A 23,735-nucleotide genomic window follows, 5' to 3' on the forward strand; every position below is an offset into this window, starting at 1 on the left:
CTACTGGAGGCCGGCGGCTTCCGGCCGCGGCTACACCCTGGATTGTGAAGAGCCCCCAATGGTGTCTCAATCGGGCAAAGTTCTTCTCAACGACGGAGCGACCGAACGGCCACTCCACACAGACAAGAACAACCCGAGCGGAGCCCCCAAATGTTCAAGAGCACCTGCCCCTCCAAGTCCCGCGACGATTACGACAACGACAAGTGGGACGGCGGCTACGGCGGCAAGGACGACAAGTGGGACAACGACAAGTGGGGCGGCTACGGCGGCAAGAACGACAAGTACGAGGACAAGTGGGGCTGCCACGAAAACAAGTCCGACCACTACGACAACAATAAGTACGACGACGACAAGTACGGCTGCGACGACAAGTACGACTCGAACGACAAGTGGAACGACGACAAGTGGGACTCCGGTTACGGCGGCAAGAACGACAGCAACGACGACTGGAGCTACTCCAGCTGAGCGCGAGGGTCGGGTCCTTTTCCGGCCGGTGAGTCTCACCCGTGGGGGGGTGACGGCCATCGGCCCGGGCCTGGTCCAGACACAGTGAGGCTTGACGATGCGCGTTCGGGCACGGGCCGCCCGAACGCGCATCGTCGTATGCAGTGGAAGTGATGATGGTGCCGCCTGTCGGCGGCGGGCCTGGTAATCCTTGGCTCGACGGGGAGTGGCCGGCGGTGGTGTCGTTCGTGCCTACTCCCACCGCGCCCCGTCGGTCGGGTTGGAGCTGGTCGAACAGCTGGTCCCGGAGGAGGCGGTCCGGCTGCGCATGTACGGCGGATTCCGTCGAGCTCGTCGATCCGGCCGACACGGACGTCGCGCGGGCAGCGGGCAAGCTCCGGGACCTCGCGGCTGACCCGGGTAATCGGCCGTCGGCGCAGCGGAAGAGGGAGTAGCCGACGTCGCCGAGCGGGATCGGGTACCACTGGCACAGGACACTGTGCGGCGCCGGTGGAGTGCTCGGTGTTCAGTCCCCGACGCTCATGGGCGTTACTAGTACGGGGATCAACACGGTCAGTACTGGGACCACCAGAGGGTGTTGTCGCCGGACACGCCCTTCCACATCATGTAGGTCCAGTTGTCGAGGCTGCCGAGTCCGGGGCCCTTGCTGGTGCCGGCGTCGTCGACACGTAGCTGTGGAGAGAACTCGGTGCCGTTGAAGGCGCACCAGTAGATGCCGGAGTCGTCCCCGGCGCCCTTCCACGCGAGCAGGATCCGGTCGAGGTGGGTGGCCGCGGCAGGTCCGTCGCTGGAGCCGGGGGTGATCCACACGCCTCCGCCGGTGTCGAGGCTGTGGTCCTCGGCCTGGACGATCCGCCGCGGCGTCCACAGCTGTTTGCGCCCGGCGCCGCGTGAGGTGTACCAGAGGGTCGAGTCGTCGGGGTCGCGGAAGAACAGGTACAGCCGATGGTTGAGGACGGCGAGGGCGGGTCCGTGGCTGGACTCGGCGTCGGGGATGCGTTCCTGGGGTTGCCAGATCGCGCCTTCCTGGGGCGCCCAGTAGATGCCGGTGTCGCCGTCGACGCCTTTCCAGGCGGCGACGGTGTCCTCGAGGTATGCGAGAGCGGGCTGTGCGCTGGTGCCGACGTCGGGAATCCGGTGGGGTTGGGTCCAGCCGGTCCCGTTGCCGGGGTTGACGTTCCACCACAGGGTCGAGTCGTTGCCGGAGCCTTTCCACAGCATGATCAGGCCGGTCGAGGCGGTGCCGTCGCGCAGCGAGTACTGGGCAAGCGCGGGCCCGTGGGTCGACGCGGCGTCAGGGATCCGTTCCTGCGCGGTCCACGAGCCGCCGCGGTAGCGGGAGTGGTAGATCGTGCGGTCGCCGGAGGCGCCGCGCCACACAGCGCTGAGCTCGCGGCTGCTACCGCCGAAACCGGCGGGTCCGGCTGCCGCGAGAGCGGGGCGGTCCTCGGTGCCGCGGTCGGGCAGCCCTTCCTGGGGCGACCAGGGAACGTAGACGGCGTTGATCGCGTCGCGGCTGTCCTGGTCGATCGTCTGCAGTCGGAGGTTCCAGGGGTACATCATCGAGGTGCGGTCGCCGGAGTGGGTGAGGCCGAGGGCGTGGCCCATCTCGTGGATCGCCGTGCTTCTCATGGATCGTTCGGTGAAGTTGCGGGTGGTGGTGAACCGGATCCGGCCCTTGGGCGGAAACGAGGCGTTGCCCAGGACCGAGGTGTCGGCGAAGTCGGGTTCCACATCGGTTCCGACGAAGCGCGCCCTGATGTCCGCCCGGGGGCTGGCGTCGGTGGAGACGCGGGTCAGGGTCAGCGGTGACCAGGCGTCGGCCCACAGCTCGAACGCGTCGCTGATGAGCCGGCGGACGGCGGTGGCGGTGAGCTCGTTCCCGCTGGCGTCGACGACGACCCCACCGGAGACGGAGATCGAGTAGGTGAGGGTGGTGTCGGGCCAGCGGCCGGCGGGCGGGCCGTAGGTGCTGGGATGCAGCCCGCTGCTGCCGGGCGGGTCGGTGACAGAGCATCGTGGCGTTCCGATGTCGACGCCTGGGTGCGGTGAGACCATGACATCCCCCTGTCCGGGCGCATCGGCCGTGCCCAGTCCGGCTGAGGATTCGTCTGGATACCGCCCGTTGTTACCGCCGTCACGTGCGACTATTTCGGTTGCTCGATAGACCCTGGCGCGGATCAAGTGGGGCGGCCGATGCTGACGTCGGCCGTGGTGGCCTTCAACTTGTTCCGACGAAGCCGCTTATGTGCAGTCGCGAGCCCGCAGCTGCACCGACGACAGGTCACTCCGTGGTGGCCCCGCCGACGAGAATTCTCGTAACTCGTTGCTCAGACCCGGGGTATCACCTGCGCGCTGCGTGCGCTCAAGGCCGCGCGGGCCGAGAAACTCGAGGTGCGTCGTTCCCGTCGCCGGAGTGTCCTACCGTCCTCGGCGGTGTCCAAGCCGGTGCCCTTCGGGTGGCCTTCGGCCAGCCTGGACACCGCCTGCGGGCGGCCGGAGCGGGCAGCGATCAGGAAGCGACGCTGGCGCTGGTCTCGTGCCGGTTCGGCTGCGCGTCAACAGGTTGGTTCGTGTCGGACAGACCGAGGCGGGCTGTTCTGGCGGCGAGGACCGTGGCGTGGTGGGCGGGGTCGTAGGGGGTGTGGTCGGTCCAGCAGCGCCAGATGATCCGTAGCCAGGCGCGGGCGAGGACACGGACGGCGTGGGCGTGGTTGTGCCCGCGGCCGCGAGCTCGGGCGTAGACGTCTTGTGCCCAGGGTGCGCGGCGCGGCTGGCGTCGGCGAAGTCGACGATGGCCTGGCGGAGGCGGTGGTTGCAGCCGCGGCGGAACGCGACGTAGTGCGCGCGTCCGGACGCGCGGGTTGAGGGTGAGATGCCGGCTGCGGCGGCGAGGGCGTCGTCGGTGGGGTAGCGGCCGTGGGCGTCGCCGATCTCGGCGAGCATGGTCGCGGCGCGGACGGTCCCGGAGCGGGGCAGGCTGGTGAACACCGCGGCGTCGACGTGCGTGGCGAGGGCCCGCTCGGTGTGGGCCTCGATCGCGGTGATCCGTTCACGTAGGCCGGTGAGCAGCGCGACGAGCTCGAGGGTGATGACCTCGGCGGCGTCGGCGGCGGGGCCGTCGGGATACCCGGCCGGGGCCTGGGTGAGGTGGTCGAACAGCTGGCCGGCGGTGCGAGTGGTCGGGCGGGTGTAGTGCGCCGCCTTCAGCCACGCAGCGAGGCGCTTCTCCGAGAGCCAACGGGCGTGGCGCGGGGTGGGAAAGCGGGTCAGAACGCGAGGGAGATCTCCCGTCGAGCTGGTGGAACAGCCCGACCGCGCCGGGGTGAGCGAACTGCAGATGCGCGCGAAGTTGGTTGTGCGCGGCAACCCGAGCCTTGACCAGATCGGCGCGGGCACGCACCAACATCCGCAGCCCGACGGTGGCATCGGAGTCGACGGTCAGCGGCATGAGCCGGCGACGGTCGGTGCGCAGGACGTCGGCGAGCAGGTAGGCGCCGAAGCGGTCGTCCTTACTACGAGCGGAGCTGTAGCGGCTGCGTAGGGCGGTGACCTGCTGCGGGACGATCAGGAACACGGTGAGGCCGGCCTGGAGTAACGCGGCTACGACCGGCCCGTCGCCGCGCTCGATCGCCACGCCCTGGACCTGGTGTTGGTGCAGCCGCGCGACCATCTTGCGCAGGCCGCCGGCGGTGTGGCGGACTGTGCGGCGTTCGAGCGCGGCGCCGGTGTCGTCGATGACGCAGACGGCGTGCTCGGACCAGGACCAGTCCACCCCGGCCCATCTGACCGGTGTCTCGTCGGTGTCGTGGGGTGTGTCGGCGCTGGTCTCGGCTGGTGCTGGGTCCTGCATCGCTGGTCACTTGCTCCGTCCTGGGCGGGGGAGCGGTCCCGGGCGGGCGCGGCTGCCGGTCGGTCACTGAAGCGCTCGTGGCGCACAACCCCATCGCCGGTCAGCACGCCCCGTCCCGTCGGACCTCGCGTTGTCAAGGGAGACCTCGACGGTCACGCGAGCCTGGGCGATGACCTGACGGTCCGGGATGCGCACCGGACCCGAGTGGGTCCGGCCGGTTCAGCTTGCTGCAGTGACGGCGAGCCTCGGCGGCCGCGCCTGGGCGCTCGCGCGGTGGAGGGGGCACGCCCCACCACCCCGACGATGGGAGCTGCCGCCATGACCGAAACCACCACCGCGAGCAACGGCACCGCCATAATCGCGGCCGCTGCGGCAGGGGCGAGGGTGTGGAGCTGGTCGTCGTCGATCCGGTGACGCTGATCTTCGCTGCGAACGTTCGCGTCGATGCCCGGCTGGACGGCGGGGTTCGTGGCGAGTGTGCGGCCTGGCCAGACCGGTCTGGCCAGGCCGGCCGCTCGCAGCAGATCGTCCGGCTGAAGGCGCAGACCGTCAACCAGGTGCGGCAGGCTGGACGCCCGCAGGACGCTCGGGAGTCTGACATCCAGTCCAGGTGGGGTGCGCGTGGTCGACCCCTAACAGGCACTGACGGAGCCTGCTAGCTCGTAGGTGCCACACCTCACGCACTCGCCGCGACGACCAAGGTTGGGCTATCTTCGTGGCGTGGGGGCCACAATTGGTCGATGAAGCCGGGCCGGCGAGCAGGCGCGACGCCTCGCGCGATGACCTCGTCGGGTTCCGGAACCCGCCAGTTGTCGAGGTTGTCGCTGCGGTGCGATTCGACGATCTTCCCCCAACCGAGGCGCTCGCGCTGGCGGAATTTTGGCGTGCCCGGCTCGCAGACACGTTTCCAAATTTCGCGGTCCAGCCGCCGTACTCGGCTCCCGTTGAGCAGTTCGACCAGCGCTTTGGTATTCCTGACTTTTCTCTCGATCTAAGCAGCATTCCTCCGCCCGTGCGCATGTGGCTATCCAACGCAACCGGCGACGAACTGGTGCAGTTACAGCCCAACTGGATGGCGTGCAACTGGCGAAAAGTTTCCCCTGATGCCACCTACGGCAGATGGCAGGCCAGACGTCGTCAGTTCGAGCAGATATTTGGCGATCTCCACGGATGGCTCCGGTTGCGCGGAACGCCGCTCTCGGCCAATCAGTGTGAGGTTACATATATCAATCACATTAGACCCGAGGCTGGATTATGGAACTCCCACTCTGAAGCCCACCGAATATTTGTCGGTATCGGCGAGATTACGCCAGCGGCCGGTGTCAGGGTTGAGCAGACTGAGTCGACAAGCCAATTCATCTTTGACGCGGTGGATGGCGGTATCGGTCGTCTCCACATCAAGGTCCAGCCCGCGTTTGACCAGAAGGACGGCTCCCCCATATTCGTCACTGAGCTGACGGCCCGCGGCGCCCCGCCCGAGCCGTCCTTAGCTGGCGTGCTTGCCTTCCTGGACGCTGCTCGCGGGGCAGTAGTAACGATGTTCAGCGCAACTACGACTGTCGAGGCACAAGCGCGCTGGGGGAGAGAATGACTGTATTGCAGGAGCGGTCACTAAGCTCGCAAGACTGGTACCAGTCTCCAGCGTCTCGCACGGGCAATCGACCGTCAGCTCACATCTCACCCGCGCGAGCGGCTGGTGGCGGGCAGGATAACTGGGGGCCAGCTCCGATTTGGCTGCCCCAAGCGCTCCAGCGCATACGCCAGCTCCGTAACCTTCACGATGGCTGGGACGGATACGGGTCGAGTGGGGTGTCTCATCGCCTCGCGGATGCAGTCCTCAAGATCCTGGCGGACCCCGCTTGGTCCGGAACCCCCCTTCCGCGCATAGCTCCCACCGCAGACGGCGGAATTGCTGTAGAATGGAGGACCGCCGTCGCGATCTTCGAATTGGACTTCACCCCCACTGGTCAGATCGACGTCTATGTACTAGATAGTGACAAGTCGCTGGAGTGGGAAGGGCCCTCGGCTAATGTGCCCGGAGGCATCGGACAATGGATCCGGCGCGTCGCCAACGATTGATGCCGGACGAGCTACGCGACTTTGTCGACGACGCAACCATCTTAAATGAGGATGTCATATACCGAGCTTATCCGCCAGGTCTCGTAGAGAACTGGGATTCTTTCTCTGGCTCGCCAGAAGATATCAGTAGTCGAATATGGCAGGATCAGAAGGCGGAGGAAGCAGCACGCTGGGGATTACGCCCGTGCGCGTCCGTCGCAATCGCTCGGCTACTCGCCCATCACAGCAGTATCGATGAGTGGCTCGCATCGACGTTCACCCCGCTGTATGGGGTACTGGAAACTACTGCGCGGGAGTTGCGTACCGCCAGAACACTGAATGACGATGCTGCGCCGCAGGGTGTGATGATGCATCCGACGGCGGACCAGCCGTGGCACGCGGTTGTCTGGAGCAAGCGGGACGGGGGGAAGCGAAGCAAGGCTGAGTTTCGGGCACTAGTGTCGCGAAGTCGTTGGTTGAGGCTCCCTCGTCAGAGTCCCTGACGGGCCATCAGCAACGGATCCCTGAGAGGGCTCACCAGTTCATCGAGGCTCTGGTGCGGTTGGGTGAGCGACAGGCCGGGCCCCCGATCCGCTCGCCGCGCTCAACCACCTCGACGAGCCTGTGACAGTCGCCCGGGCACCGCTAACGGCTGGGTCCCGTACCAGGCGCGCCCAGGCGTCCTTGGGGGTCGACCGCCACACCGGTGGAGGAGGAGCGGCCGGGCCCGCGGCCAGGCCGAGCCACACCCCCCAACCTGGGCCGCTGACGCGGCGGGTAGCGGTGGCGCAGTCAGCGAGCGACGAACGCGCTGAGCAGAGCCTGTACCTCGTACACGTCGACGCCCTTACCGAAGCGCTTCTGCACCGGCACGGCCATCCCGGACAGCCAGATCTTGAGCTCGGCGTCCAGGTCGAACGTGCCCGCGGTCTCGACAGAGAAGTGCGTGATGCTGCGATACAGGATGGAGTGGTACTCGACCTTCTTGCTCGTCATGCCTTGCTTGTCGACCATGATGAGTCGACGGTCGGTGAACAGAAACGAGTCGCGGACGAGCTGGTAGGCGGCGTGGACCTGCTCGCCTTGGGCGAGCAGGCGCCCGTACTCCTGTGTGGCGGCGCGAGGGTCGACGCGGGAGGCGTTGCCGAGCATGCCGTCGAGCATCCCCATGATGTTGTCCTTCCCTTCAGGCTGCGGCTTCACCTAACAAGACGTGTGGCGCGGTCCCGTGTTGCCCCTCGGGCACAGTCGACTGTGCCGTCCCGAATGGACCAAGACGGACGAGCTGCCCAAGTTGTTCAGCGACGTCGGTCACGTAATCGCGCGTCTGCAGTGAGTCTCGGTGCCGCTCAGTAGCCCTCGAGTGGGCACGGGTGCACCTCGGGTGTGGAGCTTCTGCTCTTACGCGGTGCATGGTGGCTGTGGCGCGCCGCGGTGAGAGCGACGGCCTGGCCGACTCGAGGGGACCATGATGGCCAGTTCCGAGGACGAGGCAGCGGCCCGCGATGTTGCCGGCGACGAGCGCGACGATCATGGCGACGACCGCGACACATTCGCGCGACACCGCGACGATGACGCGCGAGGCCGCGACGACGCCGTAGACCGGCGCGACGAGCGAAGCTGGGAGCTGACCAGCGGATTCGATCACCGCCTGCGTGACGTGCACGAACAACTGCTCGATCTGTTGCAGCGCATCGCGAGTCTGGACGTGCTCACCGAACGCCATTGCGGGGCACGCCCGCCCAGCCCCGAAGTTCACCGGCCGGGGCATGAGACCGAGTACGAAGGGGCCGAGCGTGACGAGCTCATCAGCTCGGTCGGTGACCGCATCACCGACCTGGTCGAGCAGCTCCGCAACGAGATCGTGCTGATGAACAGCGAGCGTTGTGCGGCTTCTCGTGATCGTCGGGCGGCGGCAGCTGATCGTCTGGCCGCCGCAGCCGATCGGGCGAGCGCGGCCGGCGACCGCGACCTCGCAGCACGCGACCGCGACCAGTTCGCGATCGAGCGCGAGCAGGCCGACTCCGCCGACCTGCCGGTCCCGGCCGCACCGGCCCCGGTGAAGGACTTGTCAGCGCTGCACGACAGGGTCGCGACAGCCGTGGCCGACTCTCGCCGACACATTGAAGAAAGCCGAAGCCGGCTCCGCAGAGGCCGTCCGCCACGAGCCATTGACGAGTGACCTGCAGATGGCGAGCATCGGCTCAGACCGCCGCGAGAGCCGCGTCGAGTGTGGAACGGATGTCGAGCTCGTCGGTGAGTCGGGTGATCTCCAGCGGCCGCATGAGCAGCCGGCCGGACGCGACGATGCGAACCACGGTGACCCCGTCGGCGGACCGGTGGGCGCGCACGAGCTCTGTCATCCCGGCCGATGCCAGGAACGTCGCTCCCGTCAGGTCGATGACCAACGTCCGTGGACGCAGCCGCTCGGCCCTCGAAATCGCGTGCCGCAGCTGCGGTGCGAGCGCGAGATCGAGCGGCCCGGACACCTCCAGCACGACGCCTTCCGGGACCTCACGGAGTCGGACCGAGCCCGGCGGCGGGGCCCCGGACGACCCTCCGTCGGGTTCGCTCATCCGACCATCCTCGCACCCGCTCGACGCCGTCGCGACGGCGTGATGCGCCGGTCGACGGCGTGTTCCGGTGGCTACTTGCGGAACCGAGCCGGGGTGGGTCGCCCCCGAATGCCCCGGCAGGTGGAGTCGCGACATCGCTCCGGGAACCGGCCCATGTAGGCCGTTGTCGGCCCATGGCGGTCGCATCGACGTGCCGCAGGCCAAGACGATCACCGCTGCTGCCTGGGAGCCGAGGGTGCTCTCGGCCGCAACTCGCGTCAGGCCCAGGTTGGCAACTGATGTATCGCCGCAGCCGGTAGATCGGGGTCGGCGGTCGCTGCCCCTCGAGCGCCGACGCTGCTCCGGTTGGCGCCGGCAGTCGCCCGGATGAGCAGTGACGGCACGCACCATGGCGCACGGGTTCAACTCGACCCCCCGGGGTATGTGGGTGCCCGTCCGGGAATCCGGACGAGCGTGAAGGGCGAGTTCATGAGACCCAGCCGGAACCGGAATGAGAGTTCGTGAGACCGAGATCCGGCAGCGGCGCGACCTACGATCGGTCACTGACGCTGACTACCTCGGTCGACGGTCGTGTCGCGACGATCTGCCTGGAAGGGCGGCTCAGCGCCCGCAACGGACTCGCACTCCTCGACGACCTCACCCGGGCACTGCAGCTCTATGACCGGGTCCTCGTCGACCTCGCCGCGGTCATCGTTGCGCTGCCCACCTGGTATGCACTGTTCGGTCTGGCGGTTCACCGAGCCGGAGGATGGCCCCACGCCCGGCTCGGTCTCGTCGCCCCCGACGCCCAGCAGAGGCAACACCTGAGGGCGAGCGGCGTCGCAGACCACGTCGCGATCGCCGACGATCACCGGCTGGCCCTGCAGCGCTGCGAACATCGGCCCCGCATCGTGTGGGCATGCTGGAGCTTCGCCCACGATCCGGCCGGCCCGGCCCGCGCACGACACGCCGTCGCGGCAAAGGTGCACGAGTGGCAGATGGCGGACAGAGTCGAGCTCGACGATCTCGCCCTGGTCGTCGAGGAGCTGACGGCCAATGTCGTCGACCATGCCGGCGGCCCGTTCACCGTGACCGTGCGGCTCGACCACGATGTTCTGCACGTCGTCGTGGGCGACGAGGTCGCGCGGCCGCCGGTGCTCCAACCGTTCGACCCCGCGGCGGTCCGCGGGCGTGGCCTGCAGATGGTTGCCGCCATCGCGACTTCCTGGGGGTGGCGCCCCACCGCGTCCGGGAAGCAGACCTGGGCGCAGTTGCCGCTGGTTGTCGATCAGAGCGCGGGTGGGCCGGCTGGGTGCGGGGCGGGGAGCCCCGAACCCGAGCAGTGAGTCTGCCTACGGGATGCACAGCCAACTCACCACCCGCGCGTGGGCAGGACAGTTCTCGGCGACGGCGGGGTTGAGGTGGATGGCCGTGAGAGCCACACCCTCCTGAGCTCTCACGGCCAGCGGAGATCTACCCTCGCTCGGAGCCATCACACCGCGCGAGTCATTGGCATCCGGCCCGGATCAGTCGGCCGAGGGCGGCATGCGTTGTCGCGCGAGGCGAACGAGGCCGCCCAGGACGTCAGAGTTGATCTCGGCGGAGCGGACGGTCTCTCGACCTGGGCGAGTTTGATGTTGAGCCCGTGAAGCCGATCGGAGGATCGCGACGGCTTCGTCCGAGCCGATCAACCGGCGTCCAATCTCGGGCTCTGGTGTGGTTTGGTCCGCGAGCTCAGCCCGGCAAGGCCCACCGCTCACTGACGAGCTGACAATGGCTCTGTCAATGAAAAACCGGTTGCCAGCGCCAGCGAGGACTCGACTGCAACACCAGGCGACTCCCTGAGCAGCAGAGACTCGATGTCCACGACGAACGACTGGCCTTTTAATCCGCGGGTTCGGGGTTCGATCCCCCGGGGGCCCACAACACTCGCAGGTCAGCGACTCGGGCCGGTCTCGCCTTCAAGATCTCGGGACCCTTTTGGGACGGTTTTCGTCCACGACCCGTTGTCGGCGAAGAGATTTTCGAGCGCGTCGGCGGTCTGCCGATCGGTGAGCCGACGGCCGAGGTGGCGGTCCTGGGGCGTCCAGGCCGTGCGAGTGCTCACCTGCTGGCGGCTACCGGCACCGAGCTTGGCCTCAACCGAGCCCGGCCGCCCCAGTGGGCCGCGTGGCCGAGGAGCTGATGGTGGAGCCGCCGGTCTCCCATCGCTGACGCCGCGCACAGGACAGGAGGTCCCGTGTGCCGGGAGAGCCCGGCCGGGTCGGTCAGGCCATGGCATCGGCCGCCGACGTCGACCACGGTGCGGCGGAGCTCGCCCGAAAGTCGGACGGGGCAGCTGTGGAGCGACCGACGCCGGATGGCGGCGCGTCTTACGGTGGCGTCTCTCGTAGGCAGTGAGCCTTTGCCAACCTGCTGGATGAGCAGGTCAGCGGGCTGCGGCGTGTCGTGGCCTCGAATGGGTGAAGCTCCTGGTAGACGGGCGATTGACTAGATCAACACGTCCTACCAGGAGCTTCAAGGTGCTGTCCTACCCGTCTGGGATGACCGTGTCCAGCCGCGCGCTCAACCTGCTCGCCGATCTCCTGCGCGGACACCGCGCCGCCCGTGGAACCCGGTGGCGCAAGCTCGCCGCCGGCCGCCAGGCGCTGCTGGTGGTCGCGCACCTGCGCAAGAACGACACCTACGCCGAGTTGGCCTGCGGGTTCGGGGTCGGCACCTCCACGGTCTACCGCTACATCCAGGAAGGGATCGAGCTGCTCGCCGCGAAGGCCCCCACCCTGGAACAGGCCATCGAGGTCGCGAAACGGAAGGCTTTCGTGATCCTCGACGGCACCCTGTTGCGCATCGACCGGGTCGGGATGGCATCGGGCTACGACCGGGCGTTCTACTCTGGAAAGCACAAGGCCCACGGGCTGAACGTGCAGGTCATCGCGGACCCGGTCGGCCGCCTGGTGTGGATCTCCCCGCCAATGCCGGGCGCGCGGCACGACATGGGCGCAGCCCGCGAGCACGGGATCATCGACGCCCTGGCCGAGCATGAGATCCCCGCCGCGGCCGACACCGCCTACCAAGGCGCCGGTCCTACGGTCGCCGTGCCGCAGCGGCGTCGACGCAAGGACCCCGACACCGGCCGTTTCCGGAAGCTGTCGCGACACCAGAAGGACGTGAACACCGCCCACGCCCACCGTCGCGGACCGGGTGAGCGGGCCAACGCCGAGCTGAAGAACTGGCGAGTCCTGCGCAAGATCCGGTCCAGCCCGAACACCGCCGACAGGCTCATCGCCGCAGTTCAGACCCTCATGATCGCCAGCGCGTGATCAGGTTGGCAAAGGCTCAGTGGCGTCTCTCGTAGGCGAATCACGGGCAATGGAATTGGTGGCGCCCTGCGGCAATGGGGGCGACAGCCGGGTGAACCGGCGGGCGGTCCGGTTGGTGCTGTGCGGCGCAGAATGGCTCGCATTCGGCGGAAGAAATTATTCGCGTAATGCACTGGCGTCATATCGCAGGATCCGGCAACAAGATCGCAGCCCCCAGTTGGTGCGTCGGTAATATTGCGCTCACCTGCGAAAACCTTCGCCGGATCGTGCGCAGGATTCGGCATATGTCTCGCAGGAACGCACGTAGCGCGGCAGCCTCCAGGCGACGTAGCGTCGCATGATCGCAATCACAGCAATCGGACTGGAGAACCGCATGGCCCGTGTGTTGATCCTCTTGTCCAGTGCGAACCAGCTGAAACTGGCAGACGGCTCACTCATCGAAGCGGGGTTCTCGGCGCCCGAGTCGCTCGCGGCGTACGAGCAGCTGACCGCTGGGGGGAATGAGGTGGTCGTCGCCACTCCGGACGGCTGCAGACCGACGGTGGAGCGGCTCGGCCTCGACCCCCTTCTGGGTAGACGCGATGCTGCTCGACGATCTGTGGGAAGGCGAGATGGCCGGAGTTCGCATCGACACGACGAGCGTCCTGCTGGTCAATGTCGACGGCGACGTCCACGCGTACGAGAACCGATGCCCACATCAGGCCTGGGCACTCGATGTAGGCGAGTTCGACGGAGACAGGATCATCTGTACCCGTCACCTCTGGGAGTTCGATTCGAGGTCGGGGGCCGGCATCAGTCCTGCTGACTGCCGGCTGAAGTCGTTCCGGTGCCGCGTGGACTCCGACGGTGTCATCCGTGTCGTCCTCCCGTGATGGCGGAAGCGTGAGCGGTGACGGGAACGACGCCGCCCCTCCAGATCGAATCGTGATCGTCGGCGGAGGTACCTGTGCCGGTACGGCGGCGCGCACGCTGCGCGAGCCTGCCTCGGTACTCGGGGTGCATACCGGTGCTGTCGATCGCCCTGTGGAAACCGTGTTGGATCTCCTCGGCACCCTCCCCGCCAGCTCCCAGGTGCAGGCCGAGCACCTTCGCATTCGGACGGACCAGGTCGGCACGGCCTACGCCGCGCAGACCGAGGAAGTCGCCAAGGCCATGCTGCTCGCTGCCCGTACCGAGGGCATCGTCCTCGACCCCGTCTACACCGGCCGCGCCATGGCAGGCCTCGTCGCCGCGGTTGCCGACGGCACCATAAGTCCTGGTGTTTGCACCGTCTTTGTGCACACGGGTGGGCTGCCCGGGCTCTTTGGCCACCCTCAGGCGATGGCCCGCGCGATCTCGGCGCCACCCACCAAACCGACAGGGGTACAGCGCTAGCGACGGCTACTCACCTCCCGTCGCTACTAGAGGTCGTCGCTGCACTGGGGTCAAGGAGAACCAGTCCATCAGCGCCCGCCATGGACATGCAGGGCCGCGCGGGTACCGCGGGCGATCTCCAGGTCCTCCCGCGCCGGGACGACGAGGGTGCGGACCGCCGCGTCGCGGGCGGTGACCTCGCCGTCGGTGGTGCCGTCGTCGTCGACGGCCACGCCGAGGAACGCGAGCCGCTCGGCGACCTTCGTCCGCACGACCGCGGCGTTCTCGCCGACGCCCCCGGTGAAGGCCAACGCCTCCAACCCACCCGCGGAGACCGCCATCGACGCGACGCTGGCGGCGATCCGGTGCACGTAGACCTGCATGGCGAGGGAGTCCGCGTCGATCTCCCGCAGGTCGGCGGTGCCGGCCAGGGCGAGCAGGCCCGACCGCTTCTCCAGGGTCTCCGCGACCTCGTGCGGCGACAGTCCCTCGTGTTCGGTCAGCCACAGCACGAGACCCGGGTCGACGCTGCCCGACCGGGTCGCCATGACCAGCCCCTCCAGGGGGGTGAAGCCCATCGTGGTGTCGACGCTGCGGCCGTCGAGCACCGCACACAGCGATGCACCGGCCCCGAGGTGGGCCGTGACGATCCGGCGCGCCCCGGTGAGCTCCGCGACCCGCCGCGAGCACCCGGCGTGGGAGAGGCCGTGGAAGCCGTAGCGGCGGATCGCGTAGCGCTCCCGCCACTGCGCGGGGATCGCGTAGGTCGCCGCGGCGTCGGGGATCGTGGTGTGGAAGGCCGTGTCGAAGCAGGCCACCGCGGGGACGTCCGGGTAGAGCTCGGAGACGGCGTCGAGCCCGTCGAGGGACTTGGGCTGGTGCAATGGGGCCAGCGCGGTCAGCTCGTCGAGCGCGGTGCGCACGTCCGGGTCCACGAGGACGGGGTCGGTGAACCGGGTGCCGCCGTGCACGATCCGGTGTCCGACCGCGTCCGGGGCCGGCCAGTCCCGCACCTCGGCCAGGTCCTCGGCGGACCGCTCCACCGTGTCGTCCGCGCCGAGCAGCCGCAGCTTCAGCGACGAGGACCCGGCGTTGACGACGAGGACGCGGGTCACTCCCACCGCCAGTCGGTGATCTCCGGGTCGTCCTCGCCGTGCTCGCGGGTGTACGCGCGGGCGGCGAGACGGGCGTCGGCCATCCGCTGACGCAGGATCGCGGCGGTCGAGCCGAGGCTCGGTACCCGGTCGATGACATCCATGACGAGGTGGAACCGGTCGAGATCGTTGAGCATGACCATGTCGAACGGGGTGGTGGTCGTGCCTTCCTCCTTGTAGCCACGCACGTGCATGTTCGCGTGGCCCCTGCGGGAGTAGGTCAGCCGGTGGATCAGCCAGGGATAGCCGTGGAAGGCGAAGATCACCGGCTTGTCGACGGTGAACAGCGCGTCGAACTCCCGGTCCGACAGGCCGTGCGGGTGCTCGCGCTCCGGCTGCAGCCGCATGAGGTCCACGACGTTGACCACCCGGACCTTCAGCTCGGGCAGGTGCTCGCGCAACAGCTTCACCGCGGCGAGGGTCTCCAGGGTGGGCACGTCGCCACAGCAGGCGAGGACGACGTCCGGGTCGCCGACCGTGTCGTCGGACGGGTTCGACGCCCAGTCCCAGATGCCCAGGCCACGGGTGCAGTGCGCGATCGCCTGGTCCATCGAGAGGTAGGTCAGCTGCGGCTGCTTCCCGGCCACGACGACGTTGACGTAGTGCCTGCTCCGCAGGCAGTGGTCCATCGTGGACAGCAGCGTGTTCGTGTCCGGCGGCAGGTAGACCCGGGTGATCTCGGCTTTCTTGTTGATCACGTGGTCGAGGAAGCCGGGGTCCTGGTGGGAGAAGCCGTTGTGGTCCTGGCGCCAGACATGGCTCGACAGCAGGTAGTTCAACGACGCGATGGGGGCCCGCCACGGGATGTGCCGGGTGGTCTTGAGCCACTTGGCGTGCTGGTTGAGCATCGAGTCGACGATGTGGATGAACGCCTCGTAGCTGGTGAACAGGCCATGGCGGCCGGTGAGCAGGTAGCCCTCCAACCAGCCCTGGCACAGGTGCTCGGACAGCACCTCCATGACGCGGCCGTCGGGGGCGAGGTGCTCGTCGCCCTCGACCACGGAGGCGTTCCACGCCCGGTCGGTCACCTCGAACACGGCCTGCAGGCGGTTGGACGCGACCTCGTCCGGACCGAACAGCCGGAAACGGTCGGTGTTGCGGGTGATGACGTCGCGGAGGAACTCGCCCAGCACGGTGGTCGCCGGACTCGTCTCCGATGCCGGCGCAGCGACCTCGACGGCGTAGTCCCGGAAGTCCGGCAGCACCAGGTCGCGCAGCAGGAGGCCGCCGTTGGTGTGCGGGTTGGCGCTCATCCGCCGCGTGCCCTCGGGTGCCAGCGCCCGCAGCTCGGGGACCAGCCCGCCGTCGGCGTCGAACAGCTCCTCGGGCCGGTACGAGTGCATCCAGGCTTCGAGCTGGGCCCGGTGCCCGGCGTCGGTGCGGGTGCTGGCAAGGGGGACCTGGTGGGCGCGGAAGGTGCCCTCGACGTGCTTGCCGTCGACCTCCTTCGGCCCGGTCCAGCCCTTGGGCGTACGCAGGACGATCATCGGCCAGGCGGGCCTGCCCGCGGGCGGGTCGGCCTTGATCGCGGCGATCTCGTCGAGCACCGCGTCGAGGGTGGCGGCGAGCTCCTCGTGCACCGCCATCGGCTCGTCCCCGGTGACGAACCGCGGTGCATACCCGTAGCCGCGCATCAGGTCGGCGAGCTCGGACTCCGGGATGCGAGCGAGGATCGTCGGGTTCGCGATCTTGTACCCGTTGAGGTGCAGGACCGGGAGCACAGTGCCGTCGCGACGCGGGTCGATCCACTTGTTCGCGTGCCAGCTCGCCGCGAGCGGGCCGGTCTCGGCCTCACCGTCCCCGACCACGCAGAGCGCCACCAGGTCCGGGTTGTCGAACACGGCGCCGTAGGCGTGGAGCAGGGCGTAGCCGAGCTCGCCGCCCTCGTGGATCGACCCCGGGGTCTCCGGCGCGACGTGGCTCGGGATCCCGCCGGGGAACGAGAACTGGCGGAACAGCGCGCGCAGACCGTCCTCGTCCTCGCCGATCGACGAATAGACCTCGGAGTAGGTGCCCTCGAGGTAGGCGTTCGCGACGAGGCCCGGGCCGCCGTGGCCGGGGCCGGTCACGAACAGCGCGTTCAGGTCCCGCGCGCGGATCGCCCGGTTCAGGTGCGCGTAGAGCAGGTTCAGCCCCGGGGTGGTCCCCCAGTGGCCGAGCAGTCGCGGCTTGACGTGCTCGGCGAGGAGCGGCTCACGCAGCAACGGGTTGTCCAGCAGGTAGATCTGGCCGACCGACAGGTAGTTCGCCGCCCGCCAGTATGCGTCCAGAAGTGTCAGGTCCTCGGACAAACGCCACCCCCACGCATGAGTCGGTCCGACGAACGTAGCGGCACATCGCAGTCGTCGCGTGGCGACGAGATGAACGGCCGGATCGGGCGGTGAACGCGTGACGCTCGTCCGGCGGGCGGGCACGGTTCAGGGGGAAGGCGGCCGCTTGTCGGTGAACGTGCTGACCAGGTCGGTCAGCGCTGGGGGGACGTCAGACCAGCAGGGTCAGCACAGGGTCCTGACGAGCGGGAACCGCCCGGCCGCCGCGGCCGGGCGGTCCGGGCGAGCCGGCTGCTCGGTCAGCCGACGGGTGCGGCGTTGCGGTCGAGGTTGCCGGGGTCGGGCGGCGTCTGCGCCGGCGCCTCGCCGGCCTCCTTGTGGAAGCGGCCGTCCTTCATGATGTAGTTGATCTTCTCCTGGTGCTGCAGGACGGTGATGTCGGCGAGCGGGTCACCGTCGACGAGGATCAGGTCGGCGAGGTAGCCGGGCTGGACCTTCCCGAGCTCGTCCGGGCGCAGCATGATCTCCCCGCCCAATGCGGTCGCCGACAGGATCGCCTCCATCGGGGTGAACCCGAGCAGCTCGACGAAGTGCTCCAGGTCGCGCGCGTAGGTGCCGTGCGGGGTCCAGGCGAACCCGTAGTCGCCGCCGGGCAGGATCCTCACGCCACGGCGGTGCATCTCACACAGGCCCTCGATCGCGGTCTCGAGCTCCTTCTTGTAGCCGACGGCCTCCGCGGCCTCCTGCGGGAACCCGAACGATTCGGCCTCGTAGAGGGTGGCGACGAGCCAGTTGATGCCGGGTGCGACGAACACCCAGTCCTTGGCCTCCTCGAGCATGTCCTGGCCCTCGGCGTCGGTGAACGAGGCGTGGTAGACGATGTCGACGTGGTTGCGCACGCACATCTTCACGCTCTCGGCGGACCGGGCGTGCGCGCAGACGCGCTTGCCCCGCCGGTGGGCCTCGGTGACGGCGGCTGCGGTCTCCTCGTCGGAGAAGTAGGTGTCCTCGGCGCGCTGGGTGCCGGTGATCTCCTCACCGGTCATCGACAGCTTGATCTGGTCGACCCCGAGGTCGATCAGTTCCCGCACCGCCTTGCGCATGCCGTCGGGACCGTCGGCGAACTTGGTGATCGACTTGATCAGCGCCCCACCGGTGACCGCGATCTCCGGGCCGTTGGCCAGGTAGCGGGGGCCGGGGATGCGTCCGGCGTCGATGGCATCGCGGCAGACGACGTCGAGCCGGTCCTTCGCCGACGCCGCGCCCAGGCACATGGTGTAGCCGGAGTCGATGTAGGTCTTGGCCGACTCGATGCAGAACAGCAGGTGTTCCTCGACGGGCATCGTGCCCAGGCCGTCGAGGTCGGCGCTGTTGTTCCAGGAGAAGTGGGTGTGGGCGTCGCACAGCCCTGACATCAGGGTGCGGCCGTGGCCTTCGACGACCTGGGCACCGTCGGCGCGGGCGGCGCCGACCGACCCGACGGCGGCGATGCGGTCGTCCTCGACCAGGACGTCACCGGGGTAGGGATCGGCTCCGGTGGAGTCGAGGATCGACACGTTGCGGAACAGGACCTTGCTGGTGGGCATTGCGGCCTTCCTCTTCATCGAGGTGCGACAGGACGGGACGGACGAGTGGTGCTCCAGAGGAACTTGACGAGGTGGTCGGTGACCGGGCCGGCGGCCTCGAGCGCGGTCCAGTGCCCGATGCCCTCGACGATCTCGACGACGGCGTTGCCGTGGGCCTCGGCGAGGGCCTGGCTGACCGCGGGCGGGCCGACCTTGTCGTCGGTGCCGGTGATCAGCAGCAGCGGCAGCGTGCCGGCGATCGGGCCGGGATCGGTCGCTGCGGCCAGCGCCTCGCAGTTGCGGGCGTAGCCCTCCGCGTCCTGGCGCATCACCAGCTCGCGCACGAACGCGGCGACCTCGGGCTTGTCGCGTCGGGTGGTCTCCGACAGGCCGTTGGCCACCACGCCGGGAGCCACGGCCTCGGTGCCCTGTCCGCGCAGCGTCGCGGCCCGGTCGCGCTGGGCCCGGCGTCCCGCCTCGGCCGGTTCTGCCACCGCGCCCAGCAGGACGAGCGAGGTGACCTTGTCCGGGTACCGGGCGGCGAGCTCACGCACCACCAGCGTGCCCATCGAGTGTCCGACGACCGCGGCCGAGTCGACGCCGAGGCCGTCGAGAACTCCGGCCAGGTCCTCGGCGTGGGAGGTGATGCCGATGTCGTCGGCCACCGGCGAGCGCCCGGCGCCCGCGGAGTCGACGCGGATCACTGTGCAGTTCCCGGCCAGTGCGTCGGCCTGGACCTGGTAGAAGTTCGAGGTCCCGCCCAGGCCGTGCACGAGCAGGACCGCGGGGCCCTCCCCGGTGACCTCGACTGCGAGTTCCTTGCCGTTGATCTGCACGTCTCTCCTTCGCTGCTGCGATAAGCCGTCGTCGGTGTGCGCGCCGGTGGATGGCGTCGTGTCGGGCCGCCTGGTGGCTGCGCTCAGGCGATGGTGTTGCGCTGGCGGCCCAGGCCGGTGATCTCGACCTCGATGACGTCCCCGGTGACCATGAACTTCGGCGGGTCGAACCCGATGCCGACTCCGGCAGGGGTGCCGGTGGCGATGAGGTCGCCGGGCTGCAACGTGATGCCGGCCGAGATCGTGGCGATCAGCTCGGGGATGTCGAAGATGAGGTCCTTCACCGGCGCGGACTGCCGCGCTTCGCCGTTGACCCAGCTCTGCACCTGGAGCGCCGTCACGTCGGCGATCTCGTCGGCCGTCGCGGCCCACGGGCCCATGGGGCAGTGCGTGTCGAGGGACTTCCCGATCAGCCACTGCTTGTGCTTGCGCTGCAGGTCGCGGGCGGTGACGTCGTTGACGATCGTGTAGCCCCACACGTGCTCGAAGGCGTCCTCGCGCGAGATGCCGCGACCGCCGCGCCCGATGATCACGCCGAGCTCCGCCTCGTAGTCGAGCTCGGACGTGACGCCCGTGTGCGGGTCGATGTCGGCGAAGGGCCCGTTGACCGAGGTCGTGGCCTTGGAGAACACGACCGGGAACTCCGGCATGTCCTGCGACCTGTCGGGCTGGTCGTACCCGCTGCGCCCGAACTCCAGCACGTGGTCGCGGTAGTTCTTGCCGACGCAGAAGATGTCGCGCCGCGGCGTCGGGATCGGCGCGTGCAGTGCGACCTCGTCCAGCGCGTGGCGGGGCTGCCGGGTGTGCTCGCGCACGAGCGTTGCCCGGTGGTCGTGCCAGGTCTCGATGACGTCGAGGAGACCTGCGCCGGTGGGCAGCAGCGCGCTGACGTCGAACACCATGCAGGCGTCGGGATCGGCCACACCGACTCGCTGCCCGGCACCGGCTGTGAAGGTCACCAGCTTCATTGCTGCACCAATCTGAACCAATCAGACCAATAGGAACAGGCCCGAAGCTACGCCGTGGCCGGTGGTGCGTCGAGAGGTAGCGCGCACATTGGTGCGAAAATCTTGTATTGGTCTTTATTGGTTCGGCGGCGGGGGTTACCGTGCTCGCATGATGGGGGTCGAACAGTCGCTGCGCCTGCTCGTGACCGACGGCGCGCAGGAGGGCCGGTGGGGCCCGGGTTCGAAGCTGCCCACCGAGCGCGCCCTCGTCGAGCACCTCTCGGCCCCGCGCAGCGCCGTCCGGCGTGCCCTGGAGGTGCTCGAGCGCGACGGGCTGGTCATCCGCCACGTCGGGCGCGGCACGTTCCTCACCGACATGGTGCTCAGCCAGGGCGAGCCGGCTCCCGGCGACACCAGCCCCGCCGAGATCATGCAGGTCCGGCTGCTCCTCGAACCCCAGGTCGCGACGCTCGCCGCGCGCGTGGCCACCCAGGCCGACCTCGACCGGATCGGCGAGTGTCTCGACGCCGGCGGGAAGAGCGACGACTTCGAGGGCTTCGAGGCCTGGGACGCGAAACTGCACCGGGCCATCGCCCAGGCGGCGCACAACGGCCTGCTGATGAACATGTTCGACGTGCTCAACACCGCCCGCGCGCTCCCGGTGTGGGGCACGCTCAAGCGTCGCACATCCAGCCCAGAGCGGCGAAGCTGTTATCACCGCGAGCACGCGGCGATCGTTGCCGCACTGTGCGATCGCGACCCGGATGGAGCCGGCGACGCCATGCGCGCGCACCTGCAGAATGTCTCCGACAACCTCCTCGGGCGCAACTGAGCAGGTGGACTCGACTGTGACGATTGCCCAGTCGCAGTACGCCGGCGATTCCGGCCCACGTTCCGGTCACGGAATGACCGGTACGAGTACTTGGGTTGCAGGCATGAACTCACCGAAGGGCCCCACCGACTTCCCCGAGCCCTCCCTGATCGCCGTCAACGGCGTGGAGCTGGAGGTCTTCGAAGCGGGCCGGCAGAACAGCGGGAAGCCCGTCGTGCTCTGCCACGGGTGGCCGGACCTCGCCTTCACCTGGCGTCGTCAGGTGCCCACCCTTGTCGCGGCGGGCTACCACGTCATCGCCCCCAACCAGCGCGGCTACGGCAACTCCTCCCGGCCGGCCGAGGTCGCCGCCTACGACGTCGCGCACCTGGCAGGCGATCTCGTCGCACTCCTCGACCATTTCGGCTACGGGGACGCGACCTTCGTCGGCCATGACTGGGGGGCGATGGTCGTGTGGAGTCTCGCCCTGCTGCATCCGGGGCGGGTGGACAAGATGATCTGCCTGAGCCTGCCGTACCCGGTGCGTGGCGAGACGCCCTGGCTCGAGTTCATGGAAGCGGTGCTCGGGAGCGACTACTACTTCGTGCATTTCAACCGGCAGCCCGGCGTCGCCGACGCCGTGTTCGACGAGAACCCGGCACGGTTCCTTCGCAACCTGTACCGCAAGAACGAGCCTCCCACGGCGTCGCAGCCGGGGATGATCGATCTCGCCCGAGCAGAGGTGCCCCTCGGAGAGCCCCTGATGAGCGCCAGCGACCTGGCTGTCTACGTCTCCGCCTTCGAGACGTCCGGGTTCACCGCCGGTATCAACTGGTACCGGAACCTCGATCGCGACTGGCACCTGCTCGCCGACGTCGACCCGACGATCCACCAGCCCGCGCTGATGGTCTACGGGGACCGGGACGCCGTGGCGCAGGCCGAGAACCTCGCAGAGTTCGTGCCCGACGTCGAAGAGATCCACGTCGACAGTGGGCATTGGATCCAGCAGGAGAGGCCGGAGGAGACGAACCGCGCGATCCTGGAATGGCTTGGACGACACGACGCGAAGCCCCTGGACTGAGGCCCGGACCATCCGGTCACCGCCTTCGCCGCTCGCAGCGGTCGACCTCTTCCGCACCCGGGCCGCGGGACACGCTCGCCGGCACGACGTCGTCACCGGCTCCATGACCCGTGGGGGGCCCGGCCGACCTCCCCGTCGGCGAGTCGGCTCTCGCGCCCCGGCCTGGCGGAAGGCCGCGCTGGATCGTGCCGTCGGAGCGACCATGGAATGGGCCCTGTGACACGCTGCACCGCTGGGCGTCGCGTCACACTCGCAACGACGTGCGCGCCGGTCAACCCTGCAGGCGCCGCCGCCAGGCGAGGAGCGCCGTCGCGAGCAGGTCGTCGGCACCCGGATCGTCGCGACTCGGGTCGTCGTCGCGAACGTCCGCGGGTCGCGTGTCGTGGACGGCGCGGAGCGCGTCGAGGAACGCATCGTCGCGGAGCACACGGTCCAGGCGTAGGCACGGCGTCGGGGCCATCTCGCCTCTCCACACGTCAACCGCCCGGTGTGAGCGCGGGTGTGACCGAGACGAGCGAGGTGAAAGCGACGACGTTCGACAGGTAGCTGCGAGCGGCGGAGTCGAACTCGCCTCCGCACGTCACCAGCTGCAGCCGGCTGGTGCCGTGGGAGGCGTAGACCTGCTCGGCCGGGAACTGCGCCTTCGGGAACGTCGCCACCGTGTCGACGACGAAGTGCGCGACCGACCCGTCGACCCGGCTCACCTCGACCGTGTCACCCGCCTGTAGGGAGCGCAGGCGGAAGAACACGGCCGGGCCGCGGTAGGAGTCGACGTGTCCGAGGATCACGGCCGAACCCAGCTGGCCCGGCGTCGGCCCTAGCCGGAACCAGCCCGGTTGCTGGAAGTCGGTCGGCACCTCGACGGTGCGGTCGGGGTTGAGCCCCAGCTGCGAGACCGGCACGCTCAGCCCGATCGCCGGGACGCGCAGCTCCACCGGCAGCGAGCGGCCGGCCATCGGAACCGGGACGGTCAGAGGCGCCGTACCGGCGCCCCCGACCACGGAGGCGGTGTCGACGCGAGCCGGTGCGGCGCCGGCGAGCGCGTCGTGGTCGCCGCGGATGCCCACCGTCATCGAGACGGCTGCCACGGCGACCAGGGCAGCTGTCGCCAGCCACCAGTACCTCGACCGGTGCCGCCGCTGCGCGACACCGGTCCTCCGGGCGATGCTCATCAGTCCTCGCGGTCCACGTCATCGCTCGGTCGGGTCGCCGCCGTCGTGTCGGCGGTGCGTCGCCTGCGGACGGCCATCGTCGTCGTGCCGGCGGCAGCGGCGAGAGCAACTCCGCCGAGGACGATCAGCCGGGTGTCGGGCGCGTAGGAGGCACCGCCGACCCCGGTCTCCGGATGTCCCAGGGGAATGACGTCGCCGGCGCCGCCGGTACCGGTGTCGGCGCCGTTCGACGTCGTGCCGGAACCTGGTCCGCCGGTCAGGCCGGAGCCCGCGGGGCCACCGCCGTACCCGGCAC

At 68.9% G+C, this 23,735-nt stretch carries 21 protein-coding genes and 1 pseudogene; 9 read left to right on the forward strand and 13 right to left on the reverse strand.

Going from position 1 to position 23,735, the window contains the following annotated elements; genetic code table 11:
* The first annotated feature begins 150 nt into the window (after positions 1-150).
* The gene (locus TOK_RS30025) at positions 151-465 is read left to right on the forward strand and encodes a hypothetical protein (protein ID WP_098961371.1); all 315 of its coding nucleotides are present in this window, start codon (positions 151-153) and stop codon (positions 463-465) included.
* A 552-nt stretch (positions 466-1,017) separates the two neighbouring features.
* Here the strand turns inward: TOK_RS30025 and TOK_RS30030 are convergent.
* The 3 genes from TOK_RS30030 to TOK_RS34595 all read right to left on the reverse strand — a co-directional run bounded on the left by TOK_RS30030 (position 1,018) and on the right by TOK_RS34595 (position 4,318).
* Positions 1,018-2,523: a matrixin family metalloprotease gene (locus TOK_RS30030; protein WP_098961372.1), complete on the reverse strand. Its 1,506-nt coding sequence runs from the start codon at positions 2,521-2,523 to the stop codon at positions 1,018-1,020.
* Between the two features lie 363 nt (positions 2,524-2,886).
* Positions 2,887-3,411 (reverse strand): transposase, encoded by a 525-nt coding sequence (locus TOK_RS34590; protein ID WP_253258743.1) that lies wholly within the window; start codon positions 3,409-3,411, stop codon positions 2,887-2,889.
* Positions 3,412-3,517: 106 nt separating this feature from the next.
* Positions 3,518-4,318 (reverse strand): IS110 family transposase, encoded by an 801-nt coding sequence (locus TOK_RS34595; protein ID WP_253258742.1) that lies wholly within the window; start codon positions 4,316-4,318, stop codon positions 3,518-3,520.
* Between the two features lie 715 nt (positions 4,319-5,033).
* On the opposite strand from TOK_RS34595, the gene TOK_RS30040 reads away from it, so the two are divergent.
* Positions 5,034-5,909 carry a TIGR04255 family protein gene (locus TOK_RS30040; protein ID WP_256388026.1) on the forward strand — a complete coding sequence of 292 codons (876 nt, stop codon included), beginning with the start codon at positions 5,034-5,036 and terminating at the stop codon, positions 5,907-5,909.
* A 1,259-nt stretch (positions 5,910-7,168) separates the two neighbouring features.
* Here TOK_RS30040 and TOK_RS30045 read toward each other — a convergent pair.
* The gene (locus TOK_RS30045; protein WP_098961374.1) at positions 7,169-7,546 is read right to left on the reverse strand and encodes a PH domain-containing protein; all 378 of its coding nucleotides are present in this window, start codon (positions 7,544-7,546) and stop codon (positions 7,169-7,171) included.
* A 298-nt stretch (positions 7,547-7,844) separates the two neighbouring features.
* Between TOK_RS30045 and TOK_RS30050 the strand changes: the two genes are divergently transcribed.
* Positions 7,845-8,558, forward strand: a complete 714-nt coding sequence (locus TOK_RS30050; RefSeq protein ID WP_098961375.1) for a hypothetical protein — start codon at positions 7,845-7,847, stop codon at positions 8,556-8,558.
* Positions 8,559-8,580: 22 nt separating this feature from the next.
* On the opposite strand, the gene TOK_RS30055 is transcribed toward TOK_RS30050, so the two are convergent.
* Entirely contained in the window at positions 8,581-8,952 is a 372-nt protein-coding gene (locus TOK_RS30055) for an STAS domain-containing protein (RefSeq protein ID WP_098961376.1), read from the reverse strand.
* 500 nt (positions 8,953-9,452) lie between these two features.
* Between TOK_RS30055 and TOK_RS30060 the strand changes: the two genes are divergently transcribed.
* The 4 genes from TOK_RS30060 to TOK_RS30075 all read left to right on the forward strand — a co-directional run bounded on the left by TOK_RS30060 (position 9,453) and on the right by TOK_RS30075 (position 13,625).
* Positions 9,453-10,277 carry an ATP-binding protein gene (locus TOK_RS30060; protein WP_098961377.1) on the forward strand — a complete coding sequence of 275 codons (825 nt, stop codon included), beginning with the start codon at positions 9,453-9,455 and terminating at the stop codon, positions 10,275-10,277.
* A 1,176-nt stretch (positions 10,278-11,453) separates the two neighbouring features.
* Positions 11,454-12,251: a transposase family protein gene (locus tag TOK_RS30065; RefSeq protein WP_098961378.1), complete on the forward strand. Its 798-nt coding sequence runs from the start codon at positions 11,454-11,456 to the stop codon at positions 12,249-12,251.
* A 581-nt stretch (positions 12,252-12,832) separates the two neighbouring features.
* Positions 12,833-13,123, forward strand: a complete 291-nt coding sequence (locus tag TOK_RS30070) for a Rieske 2Fe-2S domain-containing protein (RefSeq protein ID WP_098961379.1) — start codon at positions 12,833-12,835, stop codon at positions 13,121-13,123.
* 10 nt (positions 13,124-13,133) lie between these two features.
* Positions 13,134-13,625, forward strand: a complete 492-nt coding sequence (locus TOK_RS30075; RefSeq protein WP_216362156.1) for a pyridoxal-phosphate dependent enzyme — start codon at positions 13,134-13,136, stop codon at positions 13,623-13,625.
* 68 nt (positions 13,626-13,693) lie between these two features.
* Here TOK_RS30075 and TOK_RS30080 read toward each other — a convergent pair whose 3' ends face one another.
* From TOK_RS30080 to TOK_RS30100, 5 genes are all read right to left on the reverse strand, one after another.
* Positions 13,694-14,719 (reverse strand): acetate/propionate family kinase, encoded by a 1,026-nt coding sequence (locus tag TOK_RS30080; protein WP_098961381.1) that lies wholly within the window; start codon positions 14,717-14,719, stop codon positions 13,694-13,696.
* Positions 14,716-17,049: a phosphoketolase gene (locus TOK_RS30085; RefSeq protein WP_098961382.1), complete on the reverse strand. Its 2,334-nt coding sequence runs from the start codon at positions 17,047-17,049 to the stop codon at positions 14,716-14,718. The genes TOK_RS30080 and TOK_RS30085 overlap by 4 nt, the downstream gene beginning before the upstream one ends.
* A gap of 278 nt (positions 17,050-17,327) precedes the next feature.
* On the reverse strand, positions 17,328-18,614 hold the full coding sequence (locus TOK_RS30090; RefSeq protein WP_098961383.1) for an amidohydrolase family protein: 1,287 nt from the start codon (positions 18,612-18,614) through the stop codon (positions 17,328-17,330).
* 14 nt (positions 18,615-18,628) lie between these two features.
* Positions 18,629-19,429, reverse strand: a complete 801-nt coding sequence (locus TOK_RS30095; protein WP_172457871.1) for an alpha/beta fold hydrolase — start codon at positions 19,427-19,429, stop codon at positions 18,629-18,631.
* Between the two features lie 83 nt (positions 19,430-19,512).
* Positions 19,513-20,397, reverse strand: a complete 885-nt coding sequence (locus tag TOK_RS30100) for a fumarylacetoacetate hydrolase family protein (RefSeq protein ID WP_098961385.1) — start codon at positions 20,395-20,397, stop codon at positions 19,513-19,515.
* 148 nt (positions 20,398-20,545) lie between these two features.
* Here TOK_RS30100 and TOK_RS30105 point away from each other — a divergent pair, with 148 nt between their 5' ends.
* Positions 20,546-21,208 (forward strand): FadR/GntR family transcriptional regulator, encoded by a 663-nt coding sequence (locus tag TOK_RS30105; RefSeq protein ID WP_098961386.1) that lies wholly within the window; start codon positions 20,546-20,548, stop codon positions 21,206-21,208.
* Between the two features lie 103 nt (positions 21,209-21,311).
* On the forward strand, positions 21,312-22,268 hold the full coding sequence (locus TOK_RS30110) for an alpha/beta fold hydrolase (RefSeq protein ID WP_098961387.1): 957 nt from the start codon (positions 21,312-21,314) through the stop codon (positions 22,266-22,268).
* Between the two features lie 271 nt (positions 22,269-22,539).
* Here TOK_RS30110 and TOK_RS33100 read toward each other — a convergent pair whose 3' ends face one another.
* The 3 genes and pseudogenes from TOK_RS33100 to TOK_RS33105 form a co-directional block, all read right to left on the reverse strand.
* Positions 22,540-22,695: a hypothetical protein gene (locus TOK_RS33100; protein WP_172457872.1), complete on the reverse strand. Its 156-nt coding sequence runs from the start codon at positions 22,693-22,695 to the stop codon at positions 22,540-22,542.
* A 49-nt stretch (positions 22,696-22,744) separates the two neighbouring features.
* Positions 22,745-23,440 (reverse strand): class F sortase, encoded by a 696-nt coding sequence (locus TOK_RS30115; protein ID WP_216362157.1) that lies wholly within the window; start codon positions 23,438-23,440, stop codon positions 22,745-22,747.
* Positions 23,440-23,735: pseudogene (locus TOK_RS33105) on the reverse strand (hypothetical protein); the annotation flags it as partial. The pseudogene TOK_RS33105 and the gene TOK_RS30115, both read right to left, overlap by 1 nt.

Origin of the sequence: Pseudonocardia sp. N23, assembly GCF_002583555.1 — a bacterium.
In the GTDB taxonomy this organism is placed as follows: Bacteria; Actinomycetota; Actinomycetes; order Mycobacteriales; family Pseudonocardiaceae; genus Pseudonocardia.

Coding starts and splice junctions, on each gene's coding strand:
- TOK_RS30025 (WP_098961371.1), top strand. CDS start 151: ATGTTCAAGAGCACCTGCCCCTCCAAGTCCCGCGACGATTACGACAAC.
- TOK_RS30030 (WP_098961372.1), bottom strand. CDS start 2,523: ATGGTCTCACCGCACCCAGGCGTCGACATCGGAACGCCACGATGCTCT.
- TOK_RS34590 (WP_253258743.1), bottom strand. CDS start 3,411: ATGCTCGCCGAGATCGGCGACGCCCACGGCCGCTACCCCACCGACGAC.
- TOK_RS34595 (WP_253258742.1), bottom strand. CDS start 4,318: ATGCAGGACCCAGCACCAGCCGAGACCAGCGCCGACACACCCCACGAC.
- TOK_RS30045 (WP_098961374.1), bottom strand. CDS start 7,546: ATGGGGATGCTCGACGGCATGCTCGGCAACGCCTCCCGCGTCGACCCT.
- TOK_RS30050 (WP_098961375.1), top strand. CDS start 7,845: ATGATGGCCAGTTCCGAGGACGAGGCAGCGGCCCGCGATGTTGCCGGC.
- TOK_RS30055 (WP_098961376.1), bottom strand. CDS start 8,952: ATGAGCGAACCCGACGGAGGGTCGTCCGGGGCCCCGCCGCCGGGCTCG.
- TOK_RS30070 (WP_098961379.1), top strand. CDS start 12,833: ATGCTGCTCGACGATCTGTGGGAAGGCGAGATGGCCGGAGTTCGCATC.
- TOK_RS30090 (WP_098961383.1), bottom strand. CDS start 18,614: ATGCCCACCAGCAAGGTCCTGTTCCGCAACGTGTCGATCCTCGACTCC.
- TOK_RS30100 (WP_098961385.1), bottom strand. CDS start 20,397: ATGAAGCTGGTGACCTTCACAGCCGGTGCCGGGCAGCGAGTCGGTGTG.
- TOK_RS30105 (WP_098961386.1), top strand. CDS start 20,546: ATGATGGGGGTCGAACAGTCGCTGCGCCTGCTCGTGACCGACGGCGCG.
- TOK_RS30110 (WP_098961387.1), top strand. CDS start 21,312: ATGAACTCACCGAAGGGCCCCACCGACTTCCCCGAGCCCTCCCTGATC.
- TOK_RS30115 (WP_216362157.1), bottom strand. CDS start 23,440: ATGAGCATCGCCCGGAGGACCGGTGTCGCGCAGCGGCGGCACCGGTCG.